This window comes from Methylocystis rosea, from assembly GCF_003855495.1.
In the GTDB taxonomy this organism is placed as follows: Bacteria; Pseudomonadota; Alphaproteobacteria; order Rhizobiales; family Beijerinckiaceae; genus Methylocystis; species Methylocystis rosea_A.
Map to the genome: position 1 here is coordinate 3305748 of NZ_CP034086.1, position 19743 is coordinate 3325490.

Annotated in this window: 22 protein-coding genes; 11 read left to right on the plus strand and 11 right to left on the minus strand. The window is 60.9% G+C overall.

The window, feature by feature from the left end:
* Positions 1-93: 93 nt before the first annotated feature.
* The 3 genes from EHO51_RS15985 (at position 94) to bfr (ending at position 1513) form a co-directional block, all read left to right on the plus strand.
* Positions 94-468 carry a hypothetical protein gene (locus tag EHO51_RS15985; protein ID WP_124739703.1) on the plus strand — a complete coding sequence of 125 codons (375 nt, stop codon included), beginning with the start codon at positions 94-96 and terminating at the stop codon, positions 466-468.
* Positions 469-766: 298 nt separating this feature from the next.
* Positions 767-1003, plus strand: a complete 237-nt coding sequence (locus EHO51_RS15990; RefSeq protein WP_014891379.1) for a (2Fe-2S)-binding protein — start codon at positions 767-769, stop codon at positions 1001-1003.
* A 27-nt stretch (positions 1004-1030) separates the two neighbouring features.
* A complete protein-coding gene (bfr, locus tag EHO51_RS15995) occupies positions 1031-1513 on the plus strand; it encodes a bacterioferritin (RefSeq protein ID WP_029649358.1) in 483 nt (160 codons plus the stop codon).
* 55 nt (positions 1514-1568) lie between these two features.
* Here bfr and EHO51_RS16000 read toward each other — a convergent pair whose 3' ends face one another.
* A complete protein-coding gene (locus tag EHO51_RS16000; RefSeq protein WP_124739704.1) occupies positions 1569-2186 on the minus strand; it encodes a helix-turn-helix domain-containing protein in 618 nt (205 codons plus the stop codon).
* 247 nt (positions 2187-2433) lie between these two features.
* Here EHO51_RS16000 and EHO51_RS16005 point away from each other — a divergent pair, with 247 nt between their 5' ends.
* The 3 genes from EHO51_RS16005 (at position 2434) to EHO51_RS16015 (ending at position 5246) form a co-directional block, all read left to right on the plus strand.
* Positions 2434-3264, plus strand: a complete 831-nt coding sequence (locus EHO51_RS16005) for a UDP-2,3-diacylglucosamine diphosphatase (protein WP_164479457.1) — start codon at positions 2434-2436, stop codon at positions 3262-3264.
* Positions 3264-4364, plus strand: a complete 1101-nt coding sequence (locus EHO51_RS16010) for a glycosyltransferase family 4 protein (protein ID WP_124739706.1) — start codon at positions 3264-3266, stop codon at positions 4362-4364. The genes EHO51_RS16005 and EHO51_RS16010 overlap by 1 nt, the downstream gene beginning before the upstream one ends.
* 99 nt (positions 4365-4463) lie before the next feature.
* Complete coding sequence (locus EHO51_RS16015) at positions 4464-5246, plus strand: HesA/MoeB/ThiF family protein (protein ID WP_124739707.1); 783 nt, start codon at positions 4464-4466, stop codon at positions 5244-5246.
* Here the strand turns inward: EHO51_RS16015 and EHO51_RS16020 are convergent.
* The 6 genes from EHO51_RS16020 to EHO51_RS16045 form a co-directional block, all read right to left on the minus strand.
* Positions 5230-5583, minus strand: coding sequence for a RidA family protein (locus EHO51_RS16020; RefSeq protein ID WP_124739708.1), 354 nt, complete (start codon positions 5581-5583; stop codon positions 5230-5232). The two genes, EHO51_RS16015 and EHO51_RS16020, sit on opposite strands and share 17 nt — an antisense overlap.
* 144 nt (positions 5584-5727) lie before the next feature.
* Complete coding sequence (locus EHO51_RS16025) at positions 5728-6435, minus strand: ABC transporter permease (protein WP_124739709.1); 708 nt, start codon at positions 6433-6435, stop codon at positions 5728-5730.
* Positions 6436-6624: 189 nt separating this feature from the next.
* Positions 6625-8526, minus strand: a complete 1902-nt coding sequence (gene cysN, locus EHO51_RS16030; protein ID WP_124739710.1) for a sulfate adenylyltransferase subunit CysN — start codon at positions 8524-8526, stop codon at positions 6625-6627.
* Positions 8526-9428 carry a sulfate adenylyltransferase subunit CysD gene (gene cysD, locus EHO51_RS16035; protein WP_124739711.1) on the minus strand — a complete coding sequence of 301 codons (903 nt, stop codon included), beginning with the start codon at positions 9426-9428 and terminating at the stop codon, positions 8526-8528. Before cysD ends, cysN begins: the two co-directional genes overlap by 1 nt.
* Positions 9429-9881: 453 nt before the next feature.
* Entirely contained in the window at positions 9882-10334 is a 453-nt protein-coding gene (locus EHO51_RS16040) for an HdeD family acid-resistance protein (RefSeq protein WP_018406686.1), read from the minus strand.
* Between the two features lie 322 nt (positions 10335-10656).
* A complete protein-coding gene (locus EHO51_RS16045) occupies positions 10657-11649 on the minus strand; it encodes an aldo/keto reductase (protein ID WP_124739712.1) in 993 nt (330 codons plus the stop codon).
* 677 nt (positions 11650-12326) lie between these two features.
* On the opposite strand from EHO51_RS16045, the gene EHO51_RS16050 reads away from it, so the two are divergent.
* A complete protein-coding gene (locus tag EHO51_RS16050) occupies positions 12327-13235 on the plus strand; it encodes a hypothetical protein (RefSeq protein WP_124739713.1) in 909 nt (302 codons plus the stop codon).
* Between the two features lie 76 nt (positions 13236-13311).
* Here EHO51_RS16050 and EHO51_RS20945 read toward each other — a convergent pair whose 3' ends face one another.
* Both EHO51_RS20945 and EHO51_RS16060 read right to left on the minus strand, forming a co-directional pair.
* Positions 13312-13548, minus strand: a complete 237-nt coding sequence (locus tag EHO51_RS20945) for a GDCCVxC domain-containing (seleno)protein (protein WP_124739714.1) — start codon at positions 13546-13548, stop codon at positions 13312-13314.
* The gene (locus EHO51_RS16060; RefSeq protein ID WP_124739715.1) at positions 13549-13968 is read right to left on the minus strand and encodes a mercury transporter MerT; all 420 of its coding nucleotides are present in this window, start codon (positions 13966-13968) and stop codon (positions 13549-13551) included. It lies immediately after the preceding gene.
* A gap of 69 nt (positions 13969-14037) precedes the next feature.
* Here EHO51_RS16060 and EHO51_RS16065 point away from each other — a divergent pair, with 69 nt between their 5' ends.
* Positions 14038-14445: a MerR family transcriptional regulator gene (locus tag EHO51_RS16065; RefSeq protein ID WP_124739716.1), complete on the plus strand. Its 408-nt coding sequence runs from the start codon at positions 14038-14040 to the stop codon at positions 14443-14445.
* Between the two features lie 621 nt (positions 14446-15066).
* Here the strand turns inward: EHO51_RS16065 and EHO51_RS16075 are convergent.
* Together EHO51_RS16075 and EHO51_RS16080 are read right to left on the minus strand one after the other, a co-directional pair.
* Entirely contained in the window at positions 15067-15414 is a 348-nt protein-coding gene (locus tag EHO51_RS16075; RefSeq protein ID WP_124739717.1) for a hypothetical protein, read from the minus strand.
* A 9-nt stretch (positions 15415-15423) separates the two neighbouring features.
* Positions 15424-16113 (minus strand): XRE family transcriptional regulator, encoded by a 690-nt coding sequence (locus tag EHO51_RS16080; protein ID WP_164479417.1) that lies wholly within the window; start codon positions 16111-16113, stop codon positions 15424-15426.
* A 186-nt stretch (positions 16114-16299) separates the two neighbouring features.
* On the opposite strand from EHO51_RS16080, the gene EHO51_RS16085 reads away from it, so the two are divergent.
* From EHO51_RS16085 to EHO51_RS16095, 3 genes are all read left to right on the plus strand, one after another.
* Positions 16300-16542, plus strand: a complete 243-nt coding sequence (locus EHO51_RS16085; protein ID WP_245434634.1) for a helix-turn-helix domain-containing protein — start codon at positions 16300-16302, stop codon at positions 16540-16542.
* 131 nt (positions 16543-16673) lie between these two features.
* The gene (locus tag EHO51_RS16090; protein ID WP_124739720.1) at positions 16674-17522 is read left to right on the plus strand and encodes a ParB/RepB/Spo0J family partition protein; all 849 of its coding nucleotides are present in this window, start codon (positions 16674-16676) and stop codon (positions 17520-17522) included.
* Positions 17523-17525: 3 nt separating this feature from the next.
* Positions 17526-19643 carry a DDE-type integrase/transposase/recombinase gene (locus tag EHO51_RS16095; protein WP_124739721.1) on the plus strand — a complete coding sequence of 706 codons (2118 nt, stop codon included), beginning with the start codon at positions 17526-17528 and terminating at the stop codon, positions 19641-19643.
* The last annotated feature ends 100 nt before the right edge of the window (positions 19644-19743 follow it).

Consider the following 19743-nt stretch of genomic DNA (forward strand, 5'->3'; position numbering starts at 1 on the left):
TAACCCTCTGATGAACGGAAGTTTCAGCCTCGGTTCAGCGCATTCGCCGTAATTGGAAAACGGTTCCATCATTTCTCAAAAGGAGGATGCTCCATGAGATCGGCAGCCGTCAAAACCCTATCGGCGCCAGTCAAGCCGGCCTTCGCCGCGCTTCTCTTCGTTCTCGCTTCGAACGCATTCGCGCCAGAGGCTTCCGCGCTGCCGGGGATTGATCGCGCGCCCGCGGCTCAGCTCCGCCCCGGCGTCGAGAAGGCGCGCTGGGTGTGCGGACCCTACCGGTGCTGGTGGCAGCCTGGCTATGGCTGGGGCGGCGGCTACGGCTGGGGTGGTCCCCGCTGGGGCGGCGGCTATGGTTGGCGACGCCCAGGCTGGGGTGGACCAGGCTGGGGCGGACCGGGATGGGGTGGACCAGGGTGGGGCGGACGCGGCGGCTGGGGCGGCGGCGGCTGGGGACACCGTCACTGGTAGGAAAGATTTAACCCCAAGAAGCCCCGAGATCAGGAGCCGCGGACGTCGTTCGCGGCTCGTTTTTTTACACTTGCCGCGAGACCAATCCGTTCGAGATGTATTTGATAAACCGGCATGGTCCTTGCCAATCAGAGGTCATCGGCGCGGGTCTGTCCGAAAGGCGACACGCGAGAGTTGGCAAACGGAAGGAGATGTTGTAACCTACTGATACGAAAGGTAGTTTGCAATCTTTCCAAAGAAGGGAAATTTGCAACCTTTCCAGAAAGTAGTTTGCAACCTTTCCAAACTAGGCTAAGTAATGATCGTCTGTTCGTGCAACGTCCTGTCGGACCGCGATGTGCGCGATACGCTTGGGCCACGCGGTGACCGGCCTTCGGTTTCAGCTGTGTTCCGGCATATGGGCTGCGAGGCGAAATGCGGGCGCTGCGTGCGCAGCATTGTCGCCATCGTCGACCAGCACGCCGCGAGAGGATTGGATGAGTGCTCGGGGAGCGGCGATTGTGAAGGCTGTCGCGCCGACGAATTGGCGGCGTAAGTCTATTTTCATGGAAAGGATGCGGACATGCGCGGTGACGCGAAGGTCATCGACTATCTCAATCGCGGGTTGCGCGCAGAATTGACCGCGGTCAATCAATACTGGCTGCACTACCGCATATTCCACAATTGGGGTTTTCTCGAACTCGCCAAGAAATGGCGGGAAGAGTCGATCGAGGAGATGCGTCACGCGGATCATTTCGCCGAGCGTATCCTCTTCCTTGAGGGCTTCCCGAATATGCAGGTGCTCGATCCGCTGCGCATCGGCCAATCCGTCGAGGAGATCGTTAAGGCGGACCTCGAGACCGAGTTCGCCGCCCGCGAGCTGTATCTCGAAGCCGCGGCCTATTGTCTCTCGATCAATGATCGCGTTTCCGAGCAGCTTTTCGAAGGCGTGGTGAAGAGCGAGGAAAAGCACATCGACTTCCTCGAGACGCAGCTTGAGTTGATCAAGCAGCTCGGCGTCCAGCTTTACTCGCAAAAGCACGTCGGCGAGTTGCACTCCTCCTGACCGAGGGACACGCCATCCACCGCCGCAGAACGCTTCGCGCGTCCGCGGCGGCGGGTCATTCCATCACCGCCGCCTTCAGAATGCACACCATCGTCGCCTGCGCCGGCGTTTTGCCGAGGTTGCGGATAATGTGCGGCCGGTCGCAGCGATAGCGCAGGGTTTCCCCAGCCTTCACGCTGGACTTCGCTCCGGCGACCTCGACCTCAAGCTCGCCGTCGCGCACGGACAGGCTCTCGACCGAGCCGCGCTGATGCGCCTCGGATTCCAATACGCCTCCAGGCGCGGCGGCGAATTCATAGCACTGCAGCCACTCGACCGTCTTGATCCAGCCGATGATCTCGAGCCGGCATTTGCCGTCGTCGGAGACCAGGATGGGCGTGTCCGCTTTGCTGGTTTTCTCGAGGAAGGGTCCGTCTTCCGTCGTCTGCAATACCCGCTCGATCGAGACGTCGAGCGCCTGCGCGAGACGCCAGATGGTGGCGAGCGTGGGATTGGTTTCATTGCGCTCGATCTGGCTGATGATCGACTTGGCGACTCCAGATTGCGAAGAGAGTTCGGAAAGCGACAAATTATAGGCTTTCCGCAGCCGCTGCACGGTCGCGCCGAGCTGTCCAGAAAGCGCCAGCGCGCCCGCCTGCAACATTTTTTGCTTGTCCTGACCTTCGACGCCCATGATCTCCAGCGCTTCAGCTGCGCCCGTAGGTTTCAGAATCGATCGGCAAGATAGCCGACTGCGTTCGAAATATCGAACAGCGAACCCCCGCGCTTGCGCCTGCTCGAGCCGAGACGGCCATGTCATCTGGCTGTGATGCGAATCTGGTCAATCAGGCCAAGCGGCGAAGGCGAGAGGCGGACAGCTCATGCTCGACAGAAACGCCAGGGTGAATGTCTCCCAAGCGGTGCGCTCCAACACAGCGCAGATGTCGGATCCGGCAAGTGAATATGCAGTGAAGCGCTATCGGACGCTGTTTTTGTCCGATCTGCATCTGGGCGCACGCGGCGCCCAGGCTGAACTGCTGGTCGATTTCCTCAAACATAACGACGCCGACACGTTCTATCTTGTCGGCGACATCGTCGACGGCTGGCGGCTGAAAAACGGCTGGTATTGGCCGCAGGCGCATAACGACGTGATTCAAAAGCTGTTGCGCAAGGCTCGTAAGGGCGCGCATGTCATCTACGTGCCGGGCAATCACGACGAATTCGCCCGCGAATACACCGGCCTCAACTTCGGCGGCGTCGATGTCGTCGACCACGCGCTGCATGAAACCGCCGACGGCAAGACCATGCTGGTCATCCACGGCGATCAGTTCGACATCGTCGTGCGCAACGCCCGCTGGCTCGCCTTCTTCGGCGACTGGGCCTATGATTTTGCGATCGTCGTCAACACCTGGTTCAACCGTGCGCGCCGCATGTTCGGCGTCGGCTATTGGTCGCTTTCCGCCTGGGCGAAGCTGAAGGTCAAGAACGCCGTCAATTTCATCGGCGATTTCGAGAACGCCCTCGCGTCCGAGGCGGCCCGCCGCAACGTTGACGGCGTGATCTGCGGACATATCCATCACGCGACGATCAAGACGATCAGCGGCAAGCTCTACGTCAATACCGGAGACTTTGTCGAAAGCTGCACCGCGATCGCCGAACATGACGATGGCGCATTTGAGATTTTGCGGTGGCACAAGACGGCGGCTGAACGCGAGGCGGCCGACGCGGCCGAGCGCGCCAGGGCCTTGCCCGAGAGAGCGGCGGCGGCTTGATGCGAATATTGGTTGCGACGGACGCCTGGCGTCCGCAGGTCAATGGCGTCGTCCGATCGCTGGAGACCATGGCGCAGTCGGCGCGCGCGCTGGGCGCCGAGATCGACTTTTTGACCCCGCGCGACTTCAATTCGCTGCCCATGCCGACCTATCCGGAGATCGCGCTGGCGCTCGCTTCGCCGCGCGCCGTTCGCCGGCGGCTCGAAAATGGTTATGACCACGTCCATATTGCGACGGAAGGGCCGATCGGCCTTGTGACCCGCGCCGTCCTCTTGCGGGCGCGCCGCTCTTTCACCACGAGCTTCCACACGCGCTTCCCCGAATATATCCAGGCGCGTTTTGGGCTTCCCGTCGGGGTCGCTTATGCGGCGTTGCGCCGCTTCCATAACGCCGGCGCCGGCGTGATGGTGTCGACGCCAAGCCTGTCGCGCGAATTGTCGGAGCGGGGATTTCGGCGGGTCCTGCGCTGGTCGCGCGGCGTGGACCACGCGTTGTTTACCCCCGATGCGGCGACGCCGCTTCCCTATGAGCGGCCGATTTTCCTTTACGCCGGGCGCCTCGCCGTCGAGAAAAACATCGAGGCGTTTTTGTCGCTCGATCTGCCGGGCACGAAGCTTGTCGCCGGCGACGGACCGGCGCGCGCGGGGCTCGAAGCCAAATTTCCGCAGGCGAAATTCCTCGGCGTCAAAACGAGCGCCGAACTTGCGGCGCTCTACGCGGCATCTGACGTCTTTGTTTTTCCGAGCCGCACCGACACGTTCGGCATCGTGCTGCTCGAAGCCATGGCCTGCGGCCTGCCGGTCGCAGCCTATCCGGTCACGGGACCGCTCGACGTCATCGGGGCGAGCGGCGCGGGCGCGCTGAACGAGGATCTAGGGACGGCCGCGCTGGCGGCGCTCGACATCAGCAGGGAGGCGGCGCGCGCGCATGCGCTGACCTTCACCTGGGAGAATTGCGCGCGACAGTTCCTCGACAATATCGCTTATGCGCGCGGCGCGGCCGCGCTCGGCGGCGTCGGCCTTGAGGCGTTGCGCGAAACGAGCCAGGCGTCCGCCGAGGACCGTCGATCGGTGAAAAAGCGGCAGCCCGTCCAACCCTGACCCTCGTCATTTTTGCGCTTGCAACTCGCTGCTGGAGACAAGAGAGCGAAGCCGCTATGGTCGCGCCGCCGCAATCCCGCGCGGCGCCGGAGCGTCTTCTTGAGCCTTTCGCCTGAAGAAATCGAACGCTACGCGAGGCATCTCGTGCTGCGCGACATCGGCGGGCCGGGGCAGAGCAAGCTCAAGGATGCGCGTGTTCTCGTCGTCGGCGCTGGCGGCCTCGGCGCGCCGCTGCTGCAATATCTCGCCGCGGCCGGCGTCGGCGCGCTCGGCGTCGTCGACGACGACGCGGTTTCGCTGTCCAACTTGCAGCGCCAGGTGATCCACGCGACGCAGGACGTCGGCCGGCCCAAGGTCGAAAGCGCGCGGGACGCTATCGCGCGCCTCAATCCGCATGTCCTCGTCGAGCCGCATGCGCTGCGACTCGATGAGATGAACGCCCGGACGCTGATCGGGCGCTACGATGTCGTGGCCGACGGTTCGGACAATTTCGCGACGCGCTATCTCGTCTCGGACGCCTGCTATTACGAAAGAAAGCCGCTCGTGACGGCCGCGCTCGGCGGCTTCGACGCGTCGCTGACGACGCTGCGGCCCTTCGACCGCGGTCCCGACGGCGGCCCTAACCCGACCTATCGCTGCCTCTTTCCGGGCCCCCCGCAGGCGGGGGAAATCCCCACCTGCGAAGAAGCCGGCGTTCTCGGCGCGCTGGCCGGAATCGTCGGCGCCATGATGGCGCTCGAAGTCGTTCGCGAGATCGTCGGCTTCGGCGAGGGGCTGGTCGGCCGTCTGCTGCTCATCGACGCGCGCGGCATGCGTTTCGAGACCATCCGCTACGCTTTTGACCCGGAAAATCCGCTGAGCGGCGCTAAAGCGCCGCGATGATGGCGATCTCAACCTTGTAGGCCGGCGCCACGAGCTTCGCTTCGACGGTGGCGCGCGCAGGCGGATTGGCCTTGTCGACCCATTCGTCCCAAACGTCGTTCATCTCCGCAAAGGTCGCGATGTCGGCAAGGTAAATCGTCGCCGACAGGATATTGGCCTTGGCGCTGCCGGCTTCGGCGAGGAGCGCGTCGATCTGCGCGAGGATTTCGCGAGTCTGATCGGCGACTGATCCGCCCTTGGTCTTGTCGGCCACCTGGCCGGCCGTGTAGACGGCGTTGCCGCGAATGACGGCCTGGCTCATACGCGGCCCCGCGCCGATCCTTTTTATGTTGCTCATCTCGCCTCCATGCGTGCCGCGCCGGTCTAGGCGAAGCGCGTGTCGCGGGCAAGCGGTTTAGATCAGGGTCATTCGGTTCGTTGCATGTCCGCGCAGAAACCGCTCTGTAATCGGTTCGTTGCGGAAAAAAGCTCGAAGCGCGAGTTAGGAGAAGAATTTGCCGCGCAAGAACCGCTCGCCAATGAGACCGAGCGTCAGGCTGATGCCGCCGACCCACAGAACCATGGACTTGTTGATGAGCTCGATATCGTAGCTTGTATAATAAGCCGAGCGCAGCCATTCAACCAGATGCAGTAGAGGGTTATATGCCATGTATTCCCGAACGCTTGCTGGCATCGCAGTCGGCGGCAGAAAGACGCCCGAGATCATGTAAAGGCCAATCATGACGAGGATGAAGAAAAGCAGAAAAAAATTCCCAACGAGCGCGCACATGACGACGTTGAAAAATCCTAGACCGATGCCGAGAAACACGGCGGCGCCAATCGCTTTGGCGGTGTCTACAGGCAAGATGTCAATATCGAACAAGCTGACGACAAACACGAATAGCGCAAGCACGATGAGAGCGTTGAGCGTTTCCAGGATGCAACGACTGAAAATGAGATGGAGCGGCTGGATGACTGGGATGTTCAACAATTGGCGATTCTGCGGAATGGCCATCGCCAACAGACGTGCAGGATAAAGACATAATATATAAGGCACGACGCCAGTTCCGACGAACGTCGCTGGGCTGTCGCCAACAGGGGCGATGCTGGTCTTCAGCAGGTGAGCAGACATGATAACGCCAATATGCGAAAGCGGCCAGGCGATTGCGATCAAATAGCCGATATGACTGTATCCATAGCGTGAGCGCATGTCCTGGATCAGAACAGCGCCAATGATGCGGCGAAACTCCGCGAGCTAGCCGCCGACCCTCGTATAGTAACCCCGTCCGAGCGATTCAAAGGCTAGGCTCAACTTTTTACTCCAACGTGCGCACGAATTACGAAATCGCAGAGGAGCGAGGCGGAATGATGAAGCCGATGCTGAGCTGCGCCGCACTGACTAGACCCCCAACATCCCGTTCGCCTCAAGATAAGCGACGATCTGATCGGCGATGGCTTCGGCCGAGCGCTCGGCTGAACTCAGCTGCAGTTCGGGAAACTCAGGCGCTTCATAGGGCTGATCGACGCCGGTAAAATTCTTGATCTCGCCGGCGAGCGCGCGCTTATACAATCCCTTGGGATCACGCTCCTTGCACACATCGAGAGGCGCGTCGATGAAGATCTCGATGAATTCCTGTTCGCCGACCAGCGTTCGCACCATCCGCCGCTCAGCGCGGAAGGGGGAAATGAAGGCGCAAAGCACGATCAAGCCCGCGTCGACCATCAGTTTCGCGACTTCTCCGACACGACGGATGTTTTCGACGCGGTCGGCTTCGGTAAAGCCGAGGTCCTTGTTGAGGCCGTGCCGCACATTGTCGCCGTCGAGCATCAGCGTATGGGCGTGACGTTCGACAAGCTTTGATTCGACGAGATTGGCGATCGTCGATTTTCCCGCGCCGGAAAGTCCCGTAAACCAAAGGACCGCGGGCGTCTGATGTTTGAGACGCGCGCGCGTCGCCTTGGAGACGGATTGCTCCTGAAGATGAATGTTTGTCGCGCGTCGCAGAGGGAAGGCGATGATTCCTGCGGCTGCGGTCGCATTGCTGAAGCGGTCGATCAGGATAAAGGCGCCCGTCGTGCGGTTTTCATCGTAAGAGTCAAAGGCGACGGGGGCGGCGGTCGCGACGTTGCAAAAGCCGATCTCATTGAGGCTCAGCGTTTTGGCGGCGCTCTTTGCGCCAGTATCAACGTCGAGTTTGTGCTTGATGTCTGTCACGCTCGCGGCAAGAGACCGGCCGTTGATCTTCATCAAATATGAACGGCCAGGCAGAAGGCTGTCGTCGCTCATCCAAATGAGATGCGCGGCGAATTGGTCGGCGACGTTCGGGCGCGTGGTCGGATGGCAGAGAACGTCGCCGCGAGACGCGTCGATTTCGTCGGCGAAGGTCACCATGACCGAGTCCGGCGCAGCGGCGCTGAACAGGTCCCCGCCCATGGCGACGATACGCGCGATTGTGGTTTTCCGTCCGGAGGCGGCCGCCACGATTTCATCGCCGACCTGGAGGCGCCCGGAAGCGATGGCGCCGGCGAAGCCGCGGAAGGCGTCGCTTCGGCGATTGACCCATTGCACCGGCAGCCGCAGCGGCGCTTCGCCGCCATCAGTCTCGACGTCGGCGTTTTCGAGATAGGTCAAGAGACTGGGGCCGTCACGCCAGGGCATATTCGCCGAGTCGGCGACGACATTGTCCCCGTGGCGGGCGGAGATGGGGATTGCTTCGACGGAGCGAAAGGCGAGCGATGCGGCGACGCTTTCAAATTCGCCGACAATTCTTTCAAACACGGCTTCGTCGTAATCGACAAGATCCATTTTGTTGACGGCCAGCACGATGTGCCGAACGCCAAGGAGAGAGGCGATCGTCGCATGTCGCCGCGTCTGAGTCAGCAGACCCTTGCGCGCGTCGACGAGCAGTATGGCTATCTCGGCGTGTGACGCTCCCGTCGCCATGTTGCGCGTATATTGCTCATGACCGGGCGCGTCGGCCAAAATGAACGAACGCGCCGGGGTGGAGAAATAGCGGTAAGCGACATCGATCGTGATGCCTTGCTCGCGTTCGGCCTCAAGTCCGTCGACAAGCAAAGCGAAATCGATCTCCTCGCCCAAAGTGCCGTGCCGCAGCGAGTCGCTGCGCAGAGCGGCAAGTTGATCATCGAAGATCAGCTGACGTTCATAGAGAAGGCGCCCGACGAGCGTCGACTTGCCGTCGTCGACCGATCCGCAGGTCAAGACCCGCAAAGTGGGCCGCGTCCGGCTTGGCTGGGCTTTTGCGAGGATTTCCGCATCGGCGATAAAGGGGGCGGTCATCAGAAATAGCCCTCGCGCTTCTTTCGCTCCATCGACGCAGACTCGTCGAAATCGATCAGCCTGCCTTGACGTTCAGAGGTCGAGGCCTGTCGCATTTCCGCGATGATCGCCTCAAGCGTGTCCGCCTCGGATTCGATCGCTCCCGTCAGCGGGTAGCAACCCAGCGTTCGAAAGCGCACGCGCCGCGATTCGACGACCTCTTCTGGCGCCAGCGGAAACCGCTCATCGTCGACCATGATGTAAGCGCCGTTGCGGCGAACGACCGGCCGTTCCTTTGCGAGATAAAGAGGCACGACCGGGATGTTCTCCGCGGCGATGTAATCCCAGACGTCGGTCTCGGTCCAATTCGACAGCGGAAAGATCCGCATGGTCTCGCCGGCTCCCAGACGAGCGTTGAAAATCCGCCAAAGTTCGGGGCGCTGAGTCTTAGGATCCCATCCGTGCGAAGCGGTTCGAAGCGAGAAGATGCGCTCCTTCGCCCGACTTTTTTCCTCGTCGCGGCGCGCGCCGCCGAAGGCCGCGTCGAATCCGCCGTCGTTCAGCGCCTGTCTGAGCGCCTCGGTTTTCATCGCTTGCGTGTATGCGGATGAGGAGCAGGTGAAAGGCGAGACGCCGCGCTTTCGTCCGTCTTCATTCGTATGAACGATTAATTCCATTTCGACGCGCGCCGCGGTTTGGTCGCGGAACGTGATCATTTCGCGAAACTTCCACGTCGTGTCGACATGCAACAGCGGGAAGGGCGGCTTGGCTGGATAGAAGGCCTTGAGCGCGAGATGCAACATCACGCTCGAATCCTTGCCGATGGAATAGAGCATCACCGGACGCCGGAACTCGGCCACCGCTTCTCGCAAAATGAAAACCGCTTCGGCTTCGAGCCGGCGAAGATGGGGCGTGAGGGGCATTCTTCCTCAAAATTAGCAATGATCTCATCATGTTGGTCGTCAAAGGAGTCGAAAATATGATAGACTGGCTGGGCAGAAGGCTTGCCTGAGCGGCCTCACGCGTTCCCGAGGCGCGCCAACTCTGCGCTTGTCAGCGAGCAGCTCGCGTCGTTCTTGGCATAGCGCTCGAATCCTCATAGGGTTGAGCGATTGGGTGGGGTCCCGCGTTCGAGCCGGGGTGGCGGCTGCCATGTCCTCGGCCCGGCAATGTGGCGGGCCGCTTCCGTCATGATCCGGTCGCCGCGGATGGTTCAAGGCAAGCCGGCGCAGCCGTGTCGTACGCTTCAGCCTACTGATTGGCGAGCGCGCGCTTCCCCAACAGGGGTGGCGGGAGCTTTGTTCGGCTCCGGCCTGATGACGGCGACCAACCCGCCCGATCGAGGCTGACGGGCGCTCACGCGCCCGTCCAGACGCTTAAAGCAGAGCGCCTTCCGAGATCGCCCGAAGGCCAAAGCCGAGAGCGATGATTCCCCATCCTTTGAACAGCAAATCGATGCCCAGGAAGGTGCCGATCGCCCACAGCCCGGTGAACGGCCATCCGGTCACCAACAGCGCGCCCAGTAGCAGCGCGACGCCGCCTTGCAGGAGATACATCCACAGACCGTCGATCTGGGAGGTCAGAGCAAAACCGATGACGAGTATGCCTTCGGCAATGAAATAGAAGGCGATGAGGAGCGTGATCGCTTCCGCGCTGATCGCCGGGCGCGTCAGCAGCATGATTCCGACGATCGCCAGAAGAACCGCCCAGATGACGTGGACGAAGAAATCTGTCCACAGGCCCGCGGCCGAAAAGGCGAAGATGAGAACCGACACCGCGCTGACGATAAGCAGCGCGCCAAGAAAGCCGACCGCGATGAACGTCGCCATTCTGGCTCGGATGATTGCGAGGATTCCAAGCGCCCCGACCAATATTCCAAGGGCTATGACCCAGCCCCAGTGAACGGCGAGAACATCGGGGGCGCCTGAAACGAAAGAGTCAAACTGTCGCTGCATCTAAGGCTTCCATGGTGAGATGAGGAAAGCGGGATCTTTGCCGATTAGGCGCAAATAGCAAGCCGATAATTGTGACCGAATGATTTGACCGGCAACGGCGCGCCCGTCCGCGGAAATCTCGATCAGCGTGAACTTTGGCCGACGTCGTCTCGTTCGCGATCCGCCCTCTGCCGATCCTGGGCTTCCTGACGCGATTTCAACGTCGTTCGCTGTCGAGATGCGCCATCTGCGCCTGCGCGTAGCGCGCTCCGGAGACGGAAGACGCGAGATTCTCCAGGGCGGAAAGCTCCTCGCGATCGAGCGTCAACGCAAGCGCGCCGAGCGATTCGGCGAGCCTGTCGCGCCGCCGCGCGCCAATGAGCGGCACTACGTCGTCGCCGCGCGACAAAACCCAGGCGATGGCGACCTGCGCGACAGTTGCGCCCCTGGCGTCGGCGATACGCTTGATTTCCTCGACGAGCGCCAAATTCTTTCCAAGGTTTTCGCCCTGAAAGCGCGGAATGCTCGCGCGAAAATCTCCTCTTCCTGTTTGCGCGCCGGCTTGCCAGTGGCCGCTGATCAGCCCGCGCGACAGGACGCCATAGGCGGTGAGGCCGATCCCGAGCGCGCGGCACGTCGGAAGGATCGAGCTTTCGATCCCCCGCGAAACCAGCGAATATTCAATCTGCAGATCGGCGATCGGGTGAACGGCGGCCGCCCGGCGGATCGTCTCCGGGCCGACTTCCGAGAGTCCGATAAACCGCACATGGCCCGCCTTGACCATGTCGGCGATCGCGCCGACAGTCTCCTCGACCGGCACGTTCGGATCGAGTCGCGCCGGGCGATAGATGTCGAGATAATCGACCCCAAGTCTCTTCAGACTGTAGGCGAGCGCCGTCTTCACGGCGGACGGCCGCCCATCAAAGCCGATCCAGTTCCCGTCCGGATCGCGCTGGGCGCCGAATTTGACGCTGAGGATGACGCCGTCGCGCGGGCGGCCGCGCAGCGCCTCCTCGATCAGCATCTCATTGTCGCCCATGCCGTAGAAGTCGCCGGTGTCGAACAACGTGACGCCAGCGTCCAGAGCGGCGTGAATGGTGGCGACGCCTTCCGCGCGATCCGAAGCGCCGTAAAGGTCCGACATGCCCATGCAGCCAAGTCCGATGGCTGATGCAATGGGGCCGTTCGCGCCAAGCTGGCGAGTGATCATCGAGTACCTCTTAAGAATTCCATGTCGGGCGACTGCGGTTAGCGAGCGCCGAACTGCGATCCGCCAATGCTGGACTTCACAGTAGAACGAATGAAACTCAACCCACGCCAAAAATTTTGGGACAAGCTAGGCCGCCTGATGCGTTGCGTTGCACGTGATCTGTAACGCGACAGATCAGATGGCCTCGGCGGGTTTAGGTGGGATTGCGCGGGATTGAGTGGTCATATGGCCCGGAAAAGCGGGCGATGGCGCGTTCCGCAGGGCTTTGACAGCGGTATGCGCCGCGACAGATCAAATGGCCTAAAATCTTGCGCGGCGCAGCGCCTCGAAAATCAAAAAAGCCGGGAAAAGCGGGAGTTGCAGCTTGGCCTGGCACGCGAACTCGGAAGTCAGCGCCGATCGAGAGTGCAAGGACCAAAGCAGCGAAACGTCCAAACATCTAGGGAGAGCGCCCTGTCTGGAATAGTCTAGCGTATTTGTAAACTAGGAACTGGAAAGGGGCTTTGAACAGCAGCCGTGGGTCGATTTGAATTCCGCAAAGCGCCATTACCGGACATCGCTTTAGATCCCGGATTTGGTCTTATGCAACTAAGCGCGCGCTCCGCCACCACATGCCTTCGGTGCAACCGCCCGTGCTGTATAGTGGCCGCTTCACGGCAAAGCACGGGAGGGCGACAATGTTCGACGATCTCGGAGCATTGTTTATGAATAGTGTCATTGCAGCACATGATGAATACGTCATCAAACGTGACGAAAGAAAGTCCGGGAGGGACCAGCATCTTAGAGCAGCTATAGGCTTAGCAACTGCTCTTTTCCATATCCGGGAACATTTGCCCGCCCAGTTGGCCAAATCACGAAGAGACATTGAGGCTGCATGTCCCGATTATCGCCTTATCGCAGATGTAGCGAATGCGACCAAACACGCACAAGTCAAACGAAGGACGCCGCAGGGCACTTCGTTGATAGCCTCTGCAGATGATGTTCAAGAAGTAGTTGCCATAACGCTGTTTGAAGACGCCGAAGGAATCTACTCGGATTTTCAAACCTTAATAATGGCAAAATGCTCGGATGGAACAAAGCGTAATCTCGACTTAGCGCTCACGAACGCTCTTAATTTTTGGTCCGGCTTTTTGTCGCAGGCGGGGATTGTCACATACCCACAGGTTCCAGTTCCTCTGACGCCGGGAGTTCGTTTTATTCAACGCAAGGACACCAAGAGCTTAGAGTTTGATGTGCTGAATACGATACGTTTTCGTAGCAACATGCAAATTCTGAAGTTTGATGCGACGAAAGGATACGCTGAACCGATGGATTTGAAGGATGCGCAAATCGTAATGCGAGTCTTCAAGCCCCGCCCAATCATCGTCGATATTACTGTAAGCATACCACAGCAAGGCGAGGTTACTGTACCTATCGAATTGTCTGACGCTCAAACGATTAATTTCTACCGATTGAAAATGGAGACTGATAAGCAGGCTTTTATGAAAGCTATCTTCGAGGAACGAGCCAACGAAATCATACAGAAAGCCGCAATCGCTTTTCAGGAGAAAGCTGAAGCGACGCGCAGCCCAGATATGACTGCTTAGGGTCATTAGCGGCGCCATCGGCTGCACGACTGCTTCGCGTCATTTCCAGACCTTCGTTCGGGTTCCATAATGGGCCTTATGCGAGGGGTGCACCCGAGCAGCATCCGGCGGCGCGGCCATGCTCTTTCGCCTCCTGAATTGGCGGACATGGCACGTCGCCATAAGAGCAGAAGACGCAACAATCCCCAGCCTTCGGCCTGAGTAACGTCCCGCAGCCCTTGCACTCGTAGAAGAACTGGCAGGCATCCGTTGGCATCGTTTCAGCCGATTGGTGGCCGCAAGATGGGCAGGTTATCGTCGAGACCAGTTGCACTCAGCGCCCCTTGAAAAATTTGAGAAGCACGGGGTCGATATAGCTCCAGCTCGCCGCCAGCACCACAATGAGTGAGACGCACAGGAGCAGCCCCAGCGTTGCGCGTGATCGCTGCGGCGACGCACACGCCGAACCTGAAGCGCAAGGAGCCGGACGCTTCCACCACCATAAGCCCCATCCCCCGACAATGGCCGAGGCGCTGATCGCCAGAAGCGGGACGCGCCATTCGGCGACCATCTCAAGGCCGCCGAGAATGCCCGTGCCCGCGCCGAGCGCTGCGAGGCCGAGCGGTATGACGCAGCACGAGGAGGCGACGACCGCGCCGAGACCCGCGACGAGCCCCAACGCTGCGAACCACGTCGGAGCGGGAGGAGAAGCAACGGCTGGCGTAGTCGCTTGCGCGGCGTCATTGGTGGTCATGGCTCGTCCTTCCTTGATGGTTGGGCTATCCTGCACCCTGTAGTGACTACAGGCGCAAGAGAAAAATCCATGCAGCCCTTGACGATTGGCAGGCTCGCGGCGACGACGGGCGTCAAACTTGAAACCGTGCGCTATTATGAGCGTATCGAGCTCATGCCGCCGCCGGCACGGACGGCGAGCGGACATCGAGCCTACGAACAGGCGCACGTCCGAAGGCTCACCTTCATCCGCCGCGCCCGCGAACTTGGATTTAGCATCGAGCAAATCCGCGCTCTCTTGGCTCTTGCCGAGCCGTCCCGCGCCTCTTGCGCCGAGGTGCTAGAGATTGCGCAAACTCATCTTGATGACGTGCGGGCAAAGCTCGCCGACCTTACCAAGCTTGAGCGCATTCTTGGCGCGACCATCGCCCGTTGCTCTGGCGACCTTGCCCCGTCATGCCCCGTGCTCGACATGTTGGCGACGACGGAGCGTGCATAAATCAAGACTTTCGCACGAGTGGCGCGCCCTTAAGCTTTTCAAGAGGTCGCGGCGTGCGAAAGATAGGCGCAAAAATCGAACGGAATTTCAGCCAAGGCAGCCTTAGGGTCCAGTGCCCTCCAGCGCACGCTTTCCGCGCTCGCCGTCTTCAGAACCAAGCGTCGACACGGCGTCTTAAAAGCTCCCGACGCAACGGCGGGCACTTGGCCGCCTGTTTGGCGTAGACGATCAGCGCCGCCTCCCGCGTGCTTTAGGAGCACGCTCGAAGCGAAAGCACGTGGGGTTGTTTGGTCAGTTGGGCTGTTCCGACAGAGTGACCGTTGCGGTCACGCAACGGCAGTTTGTCGCCAGGCGCCAAGCGTTGGTCCAACAAATCCGCGGCGACGGCGATTAGAATGTTGGCGAGTTCCTGGCTACGCGAGATCGAATCCCCGCTAAGCGGTGCGGTGCTACAGTCGATCGTGACCTGAAATTGCAAGGCCGGCCTCCTAATAATTCAGATAATGCAATGCGCTCCGTGACAAGGGCGTGCACCGTAAATTACCTTTCTTCGAAACGACTTACAATCGATTGTCCCACAATATCACGCGGCGCGCGGGTCAGTCAGGATTTAAGGCGATTTCAGCGGCGCTTGATAACCCCGGGAGCGATCGTGCCATCCGGACCGAAGCCGTCTTCGATCATCCCGCAAACCACGTCATCGCTCTCCTGCGCGAAAGTCTCCTTAATCGTCTGATACTGACTAGCCAACACGCGGTGAAGGCGGCCTCCTTCGGCCCAATCAGCCGGCTTTAATTTAAAAGTCGGCGCTACTTGCGCAATGATCAGCATATTGACCCGCAGCTTAGGGCAGCGAGACTCGCCATACATAAGAAGAGCAACGTTTCGAGTGAAACGCTCCTGAGTAGCGGTCTGGGCGAACGCTTCGAGTGGCGCGAGCAGAAAAAGGATCAGCGATAGACGACGCATGAAATTACCTCACAATCGATTATCCCACCATATCACGCGGCCGATGATCTTGAGGCGCTTGAGGTCGGGGCCGCGCAGAATTTCGGGACTATATTTTCGATTGTCGCTCGTCGCGACAATCTCTTTGCCAACACGGCTTAGGCGCTTCACGCGCAAATTGTCCTCCTGCAGGAAGACGAAAATATCGAGGTCGCCAGAGGCCTTCGGAGCCATCCTGGGCAGCTCCGTTTCGCTCTCATTCACGAGGAGTAGCGCCTTGTCATCGAAGGTCGGCCACATGCTATCGCCAGACGCGCGCATGAAGCTCACCTTGGCGCCTGGCGCCGCGAGCTTATGCAGCATCCAGAGCGGGAACGGCAGGGTCGCATTGACCGCGTGCATTTGATTGACCGATCCGGCGCCGGCTGCGGCCCTTACGTCGAGCTTGGGAACCCTGGCCACATCGAGCGGCGCGGTCTTCTCGCGATGGCTGGGCTTTGCGAGGCGCGTCGGCGTCGGATCGTCGCTCGTTCCCGCCAAATAGCTCATTGAGACATTCAGCCTCGTCGCGAGCTTCAGCAGCGTGTCCGACCCCGGATCATTCGCGCCGCGCGCGAGCCGCGCCAAGGTCGTCGCGGGTATGCCGAGGTCCGAGGCGGCGGCGGCGTAGGAAGGATATTTCGCCAATAGGCCTTTGAGCCGCGCGGGAAAATCAACCAAGTTCGGTTCATCTTGGCCGATCATGAGCCCACGCAAACCAAACTTGATTGACAGTCGCCCAAAGCTCTGCAATCTTCGACCAACATTGGTCTAAGCGAACGGGGCGAGTCCTTGCAGGCAAGAGAAATAAAAGGCGGGTGGGATCGATATGCGATCCGGGCCGAGATTAGCCGTCGCGGATCAAGTTTGGCTGAAATCGGCCGCGGCGTCGGCCTGCGTCGGACCACGATGGTGTGGGCGTTCATCCACCCGCATCTGCGCGCGAACCTGGCCATCGCCGAGTTTCTCGGCGTGCCGCTCAACGAGCTTTGGCCGCAGTGGTTCGATGCAGACGGCAAGCTGATCTCCCGCGAGGCGACCCCTCGCCCGGAAATCAAGCGTATCCCGCGCGGTTCCAGCCCGTCCAGACCTCGTAAGAGGGCGGCTTAAGACATGGTTAACCACCACATCGGGCGGTCTTCCCCCTTGCTCCCGCCCGACTGCGCGGCGGCCGTGTTCCCGGCCTCCCACGGCCTTCTCCGGCCGCCGCGCTCTTTCCTTTCAAACCAAGAGCCCGCCGAATGAGCGCACAGACCATCGCCTTATCGCAGATCGACGCCTCGGACCGGCTGCGCCCGGTCGATCAGCTGACCGTCGACGCCTATGCGGCGATCGCCGAGCAGCGCCTCAACGAGGGCCTTTCGCCGCTCATTCAGCCGATCATCGTGCGGCCGACGGGCGTCGGCTATAAGCTTATCTCCGGTGCGCATCGGCTCGAGGTTTTGCGGGCGATCGGCCGCAAAGATCTCATCGTCGGCGACGACGTCGTCATCCGCGCAGAGAGCGACGACGGCGCGCGCGACTCGGAGATTTTCGAGAATCTCGCCGACGCCGGACTTACGGCGCTCGATCGCGCGATCTTCCTCGCTGAAGCGAAACGGCGCTACGACGCCAAACGCGGCGAGGCGCGGGGCCGCAAGAGAAAAGATCAACAGATTCAATTTGATAAAATAATGCCCGAAACGGGCATTATTTTATCGGAGCGCTTCTCGAAGCACGCCGCCGAGCGAGTGGGCCTCTCGGATTCAAAAATCAGAGAGGCGGTCCATATCGCCAAGGCGCTTGATCCCTTGGTCATTCCGCAACTGCGCGGGACGATGATCGAGGACAATCAAAACGAGCTGAAACAGCTCGCGGAGCTCGACGGCGGAAGTCAACGCAAGGCCGTCGCCGCGATCAGAGGCGGCGAGGTCAAGACCGTCGCACAGGCGCGCGTCGCGATCGGCGTCGACAAGCCGAAAACCGATGATCTGCAAGCGCGAATCTACGCCGACCTGCTCGATCGTTGGTCGAAGGCCAGCAACAAGACCAAGCGCCAATTCATGGCCGACGTCGGACTCGTCTACGCCGAGAAGGACGAGAAGGCCTGATCAATGCGCGACTGGCTCTCGGCACAAGATCTCGCATCGCTCGCGCTTCCGGGCCTTCCGGCCACGGAGCGCGGCTGGCGCGACTATGCCGAGCGCGAGGGCTGGCTTGCGCAAAATGACAAGGTGCGGGCGCGCCAGGGTCGCGGCGGCGGACTGGAATTCCACATGGATCTTCTGCCGTCCGCGACTCTCGCCGCCTATGTCGCGAAACATGTCGGCGCCGTCGATCTGAAGGCGGAGTGTTTTTCGCCACTCGAAACATCGGCGGCGAATGACGCGCAGCTAACGCTGCCAGCCGTTGAATCCCGCGACGCGCGTCTCGCGCTGCTCGCCGCCGCCGATCGCCTGGCGCGCGACGGCGCCATGTCGCGCAATTTCGCCGACCGCGCCTTCGTCGCGCTCTACCGCATGGAAAAAATCGAGGTCGCGCCCTGGGTGCGGCAAGCGATCCCAGTCGTCACGCCGCGCACGCTGCGCCACTGGCGCACGCTTAAGTTGCGCAATGGAATTTCACGGCTCGGCGTCGACAAGGGCGCCGCGCGTAGGGGTAAGGGTGCTCTAGAGTCCGGCGAGCAGGGAAAGGTAAGAGCGTTCCTGCTCGCCGCCATCGCAAAACAGCCGCATCTGACGAGCGATCATCTCAAAGCGCTTTGCGAAGATAAATTTCCGTCGATCAACGGCGTCTCGCTGCGCTCGTTCCAGCGCCTGCGCGCCAAGATCGAGCGCGAGGACAAGGTTCTCCTCACCAAGGCGACGAATCCGGACGCCTTCAAGAGCAAATACAGGCTCACGGGGTCAAACTCGCATCCCGTGTCGCGGCTCAACGAGCTTTGGCAGATCGACGCGTCGCCGGCCGACGTCATGTGCGTCGACGGTCGCCATTCGGTCTATCTCTGCGTCGACATCTTCTCGCGTCGCCTTATCGTTTACGTCTCGAAAACGCCGCGCGCCGAGGCCGTGGCGCTGCTCATCCGCCGGGCAATCCTCGCCTGGGGCGTTCCCGAGCGGGTTCACACCGACAATGGCTCGGATTTCACCGCCAAGAGCACGCAACGTCTGTTCGCGGCGCTCGGCATAGAAGTCGAGCTGTCGCGACCCTTCCAGCCGCAGGAAAAAGGCCATGTCGAACGCGCGGTGCGCACCTTTCAGCATGATCTTGCGCCGCTGATCGAGGGGTTCATCGGCCACAACGTCGGCGATCGAAAGGTGATCGAAGAGCGCCGGGCGTTCTCGCAGCGGCTCGGACTCGACGACGCCGGCGCGATGAAGCCGAAATACGCCGGCGCGGAGCTGCAGGGGATCTGCGACGATTGGGCCCGGGGGCGCTACGCCAATCGTCCGCACAGCGGCTTGAACGGCGCGACTCCCTTCGAGATCGCCGCCGCGTTCGACGGCGTCGTGCGGCGCATCGACGATGTCCGCGCGCTCGATCTGCTGCTCGCTCCGATCGCCGGCGGCGATGGCACGCGCATCGTCACCAAGAAGGGCGTGCGCATCGATCATTCCTATTATCTGGCGCCGAACGTCATGCCCGAAACACGCGTTTTCGTGCGCATGGACCCCGAGGACATGGGGCGCGCCTGGCTCTTCTCAGAGGATGGTGCGGAATTTTTGGGCGAAGCGATCTGCCCCGAACTCGCGGGAATTGATCCCAAGGCGGCGGTCATGGAAGCGCGCGCGCAGCAGAAACGTCTGCTCGAAGAAAGCGCCGCGCAGCTGCGGGCCGACATGCGGCAGATCAAGGCGCGCGACATGGTCGACGTGATTGTCCGCAAAGCGGCGAAGGACGCCGGCAAACTCGTCGAGTTTCCCAAGCGCGAAGAGAGCTACACGACAGCGGGGCTTGAGGCCGCCGGCGAGGCGGCAGGAAAGGTCCAAGCGTCTCCGCTTCCGAATTCCAATCAATTTGTCGATGCAAAATCGGAAGTCGCCCCCGTTCATCATCTTCCTGAAACGCGCCAACAGCGATTCCGCCGCGCGCGCGAACTGGAAGCGCGTCTCGAAAACAATGAGCGCCTCTCGAACGAAGAGGCGTTGTGGCTCGGCGGCTACCAGGTCGGCGCCGAATATCACGCGATGAAGGAGATGTTCGAGGAGTTCGGCGAGTCCGCGTTGCGGTGAGTTCCGCCGCGCGCAACAGCGGCGGCGCATGCGTTGAGTGTGTTCCAAAAAGGAAGGGCGCGACCGCTCGCAACGGTCGCGCCCTCAAAGGACAGAAATA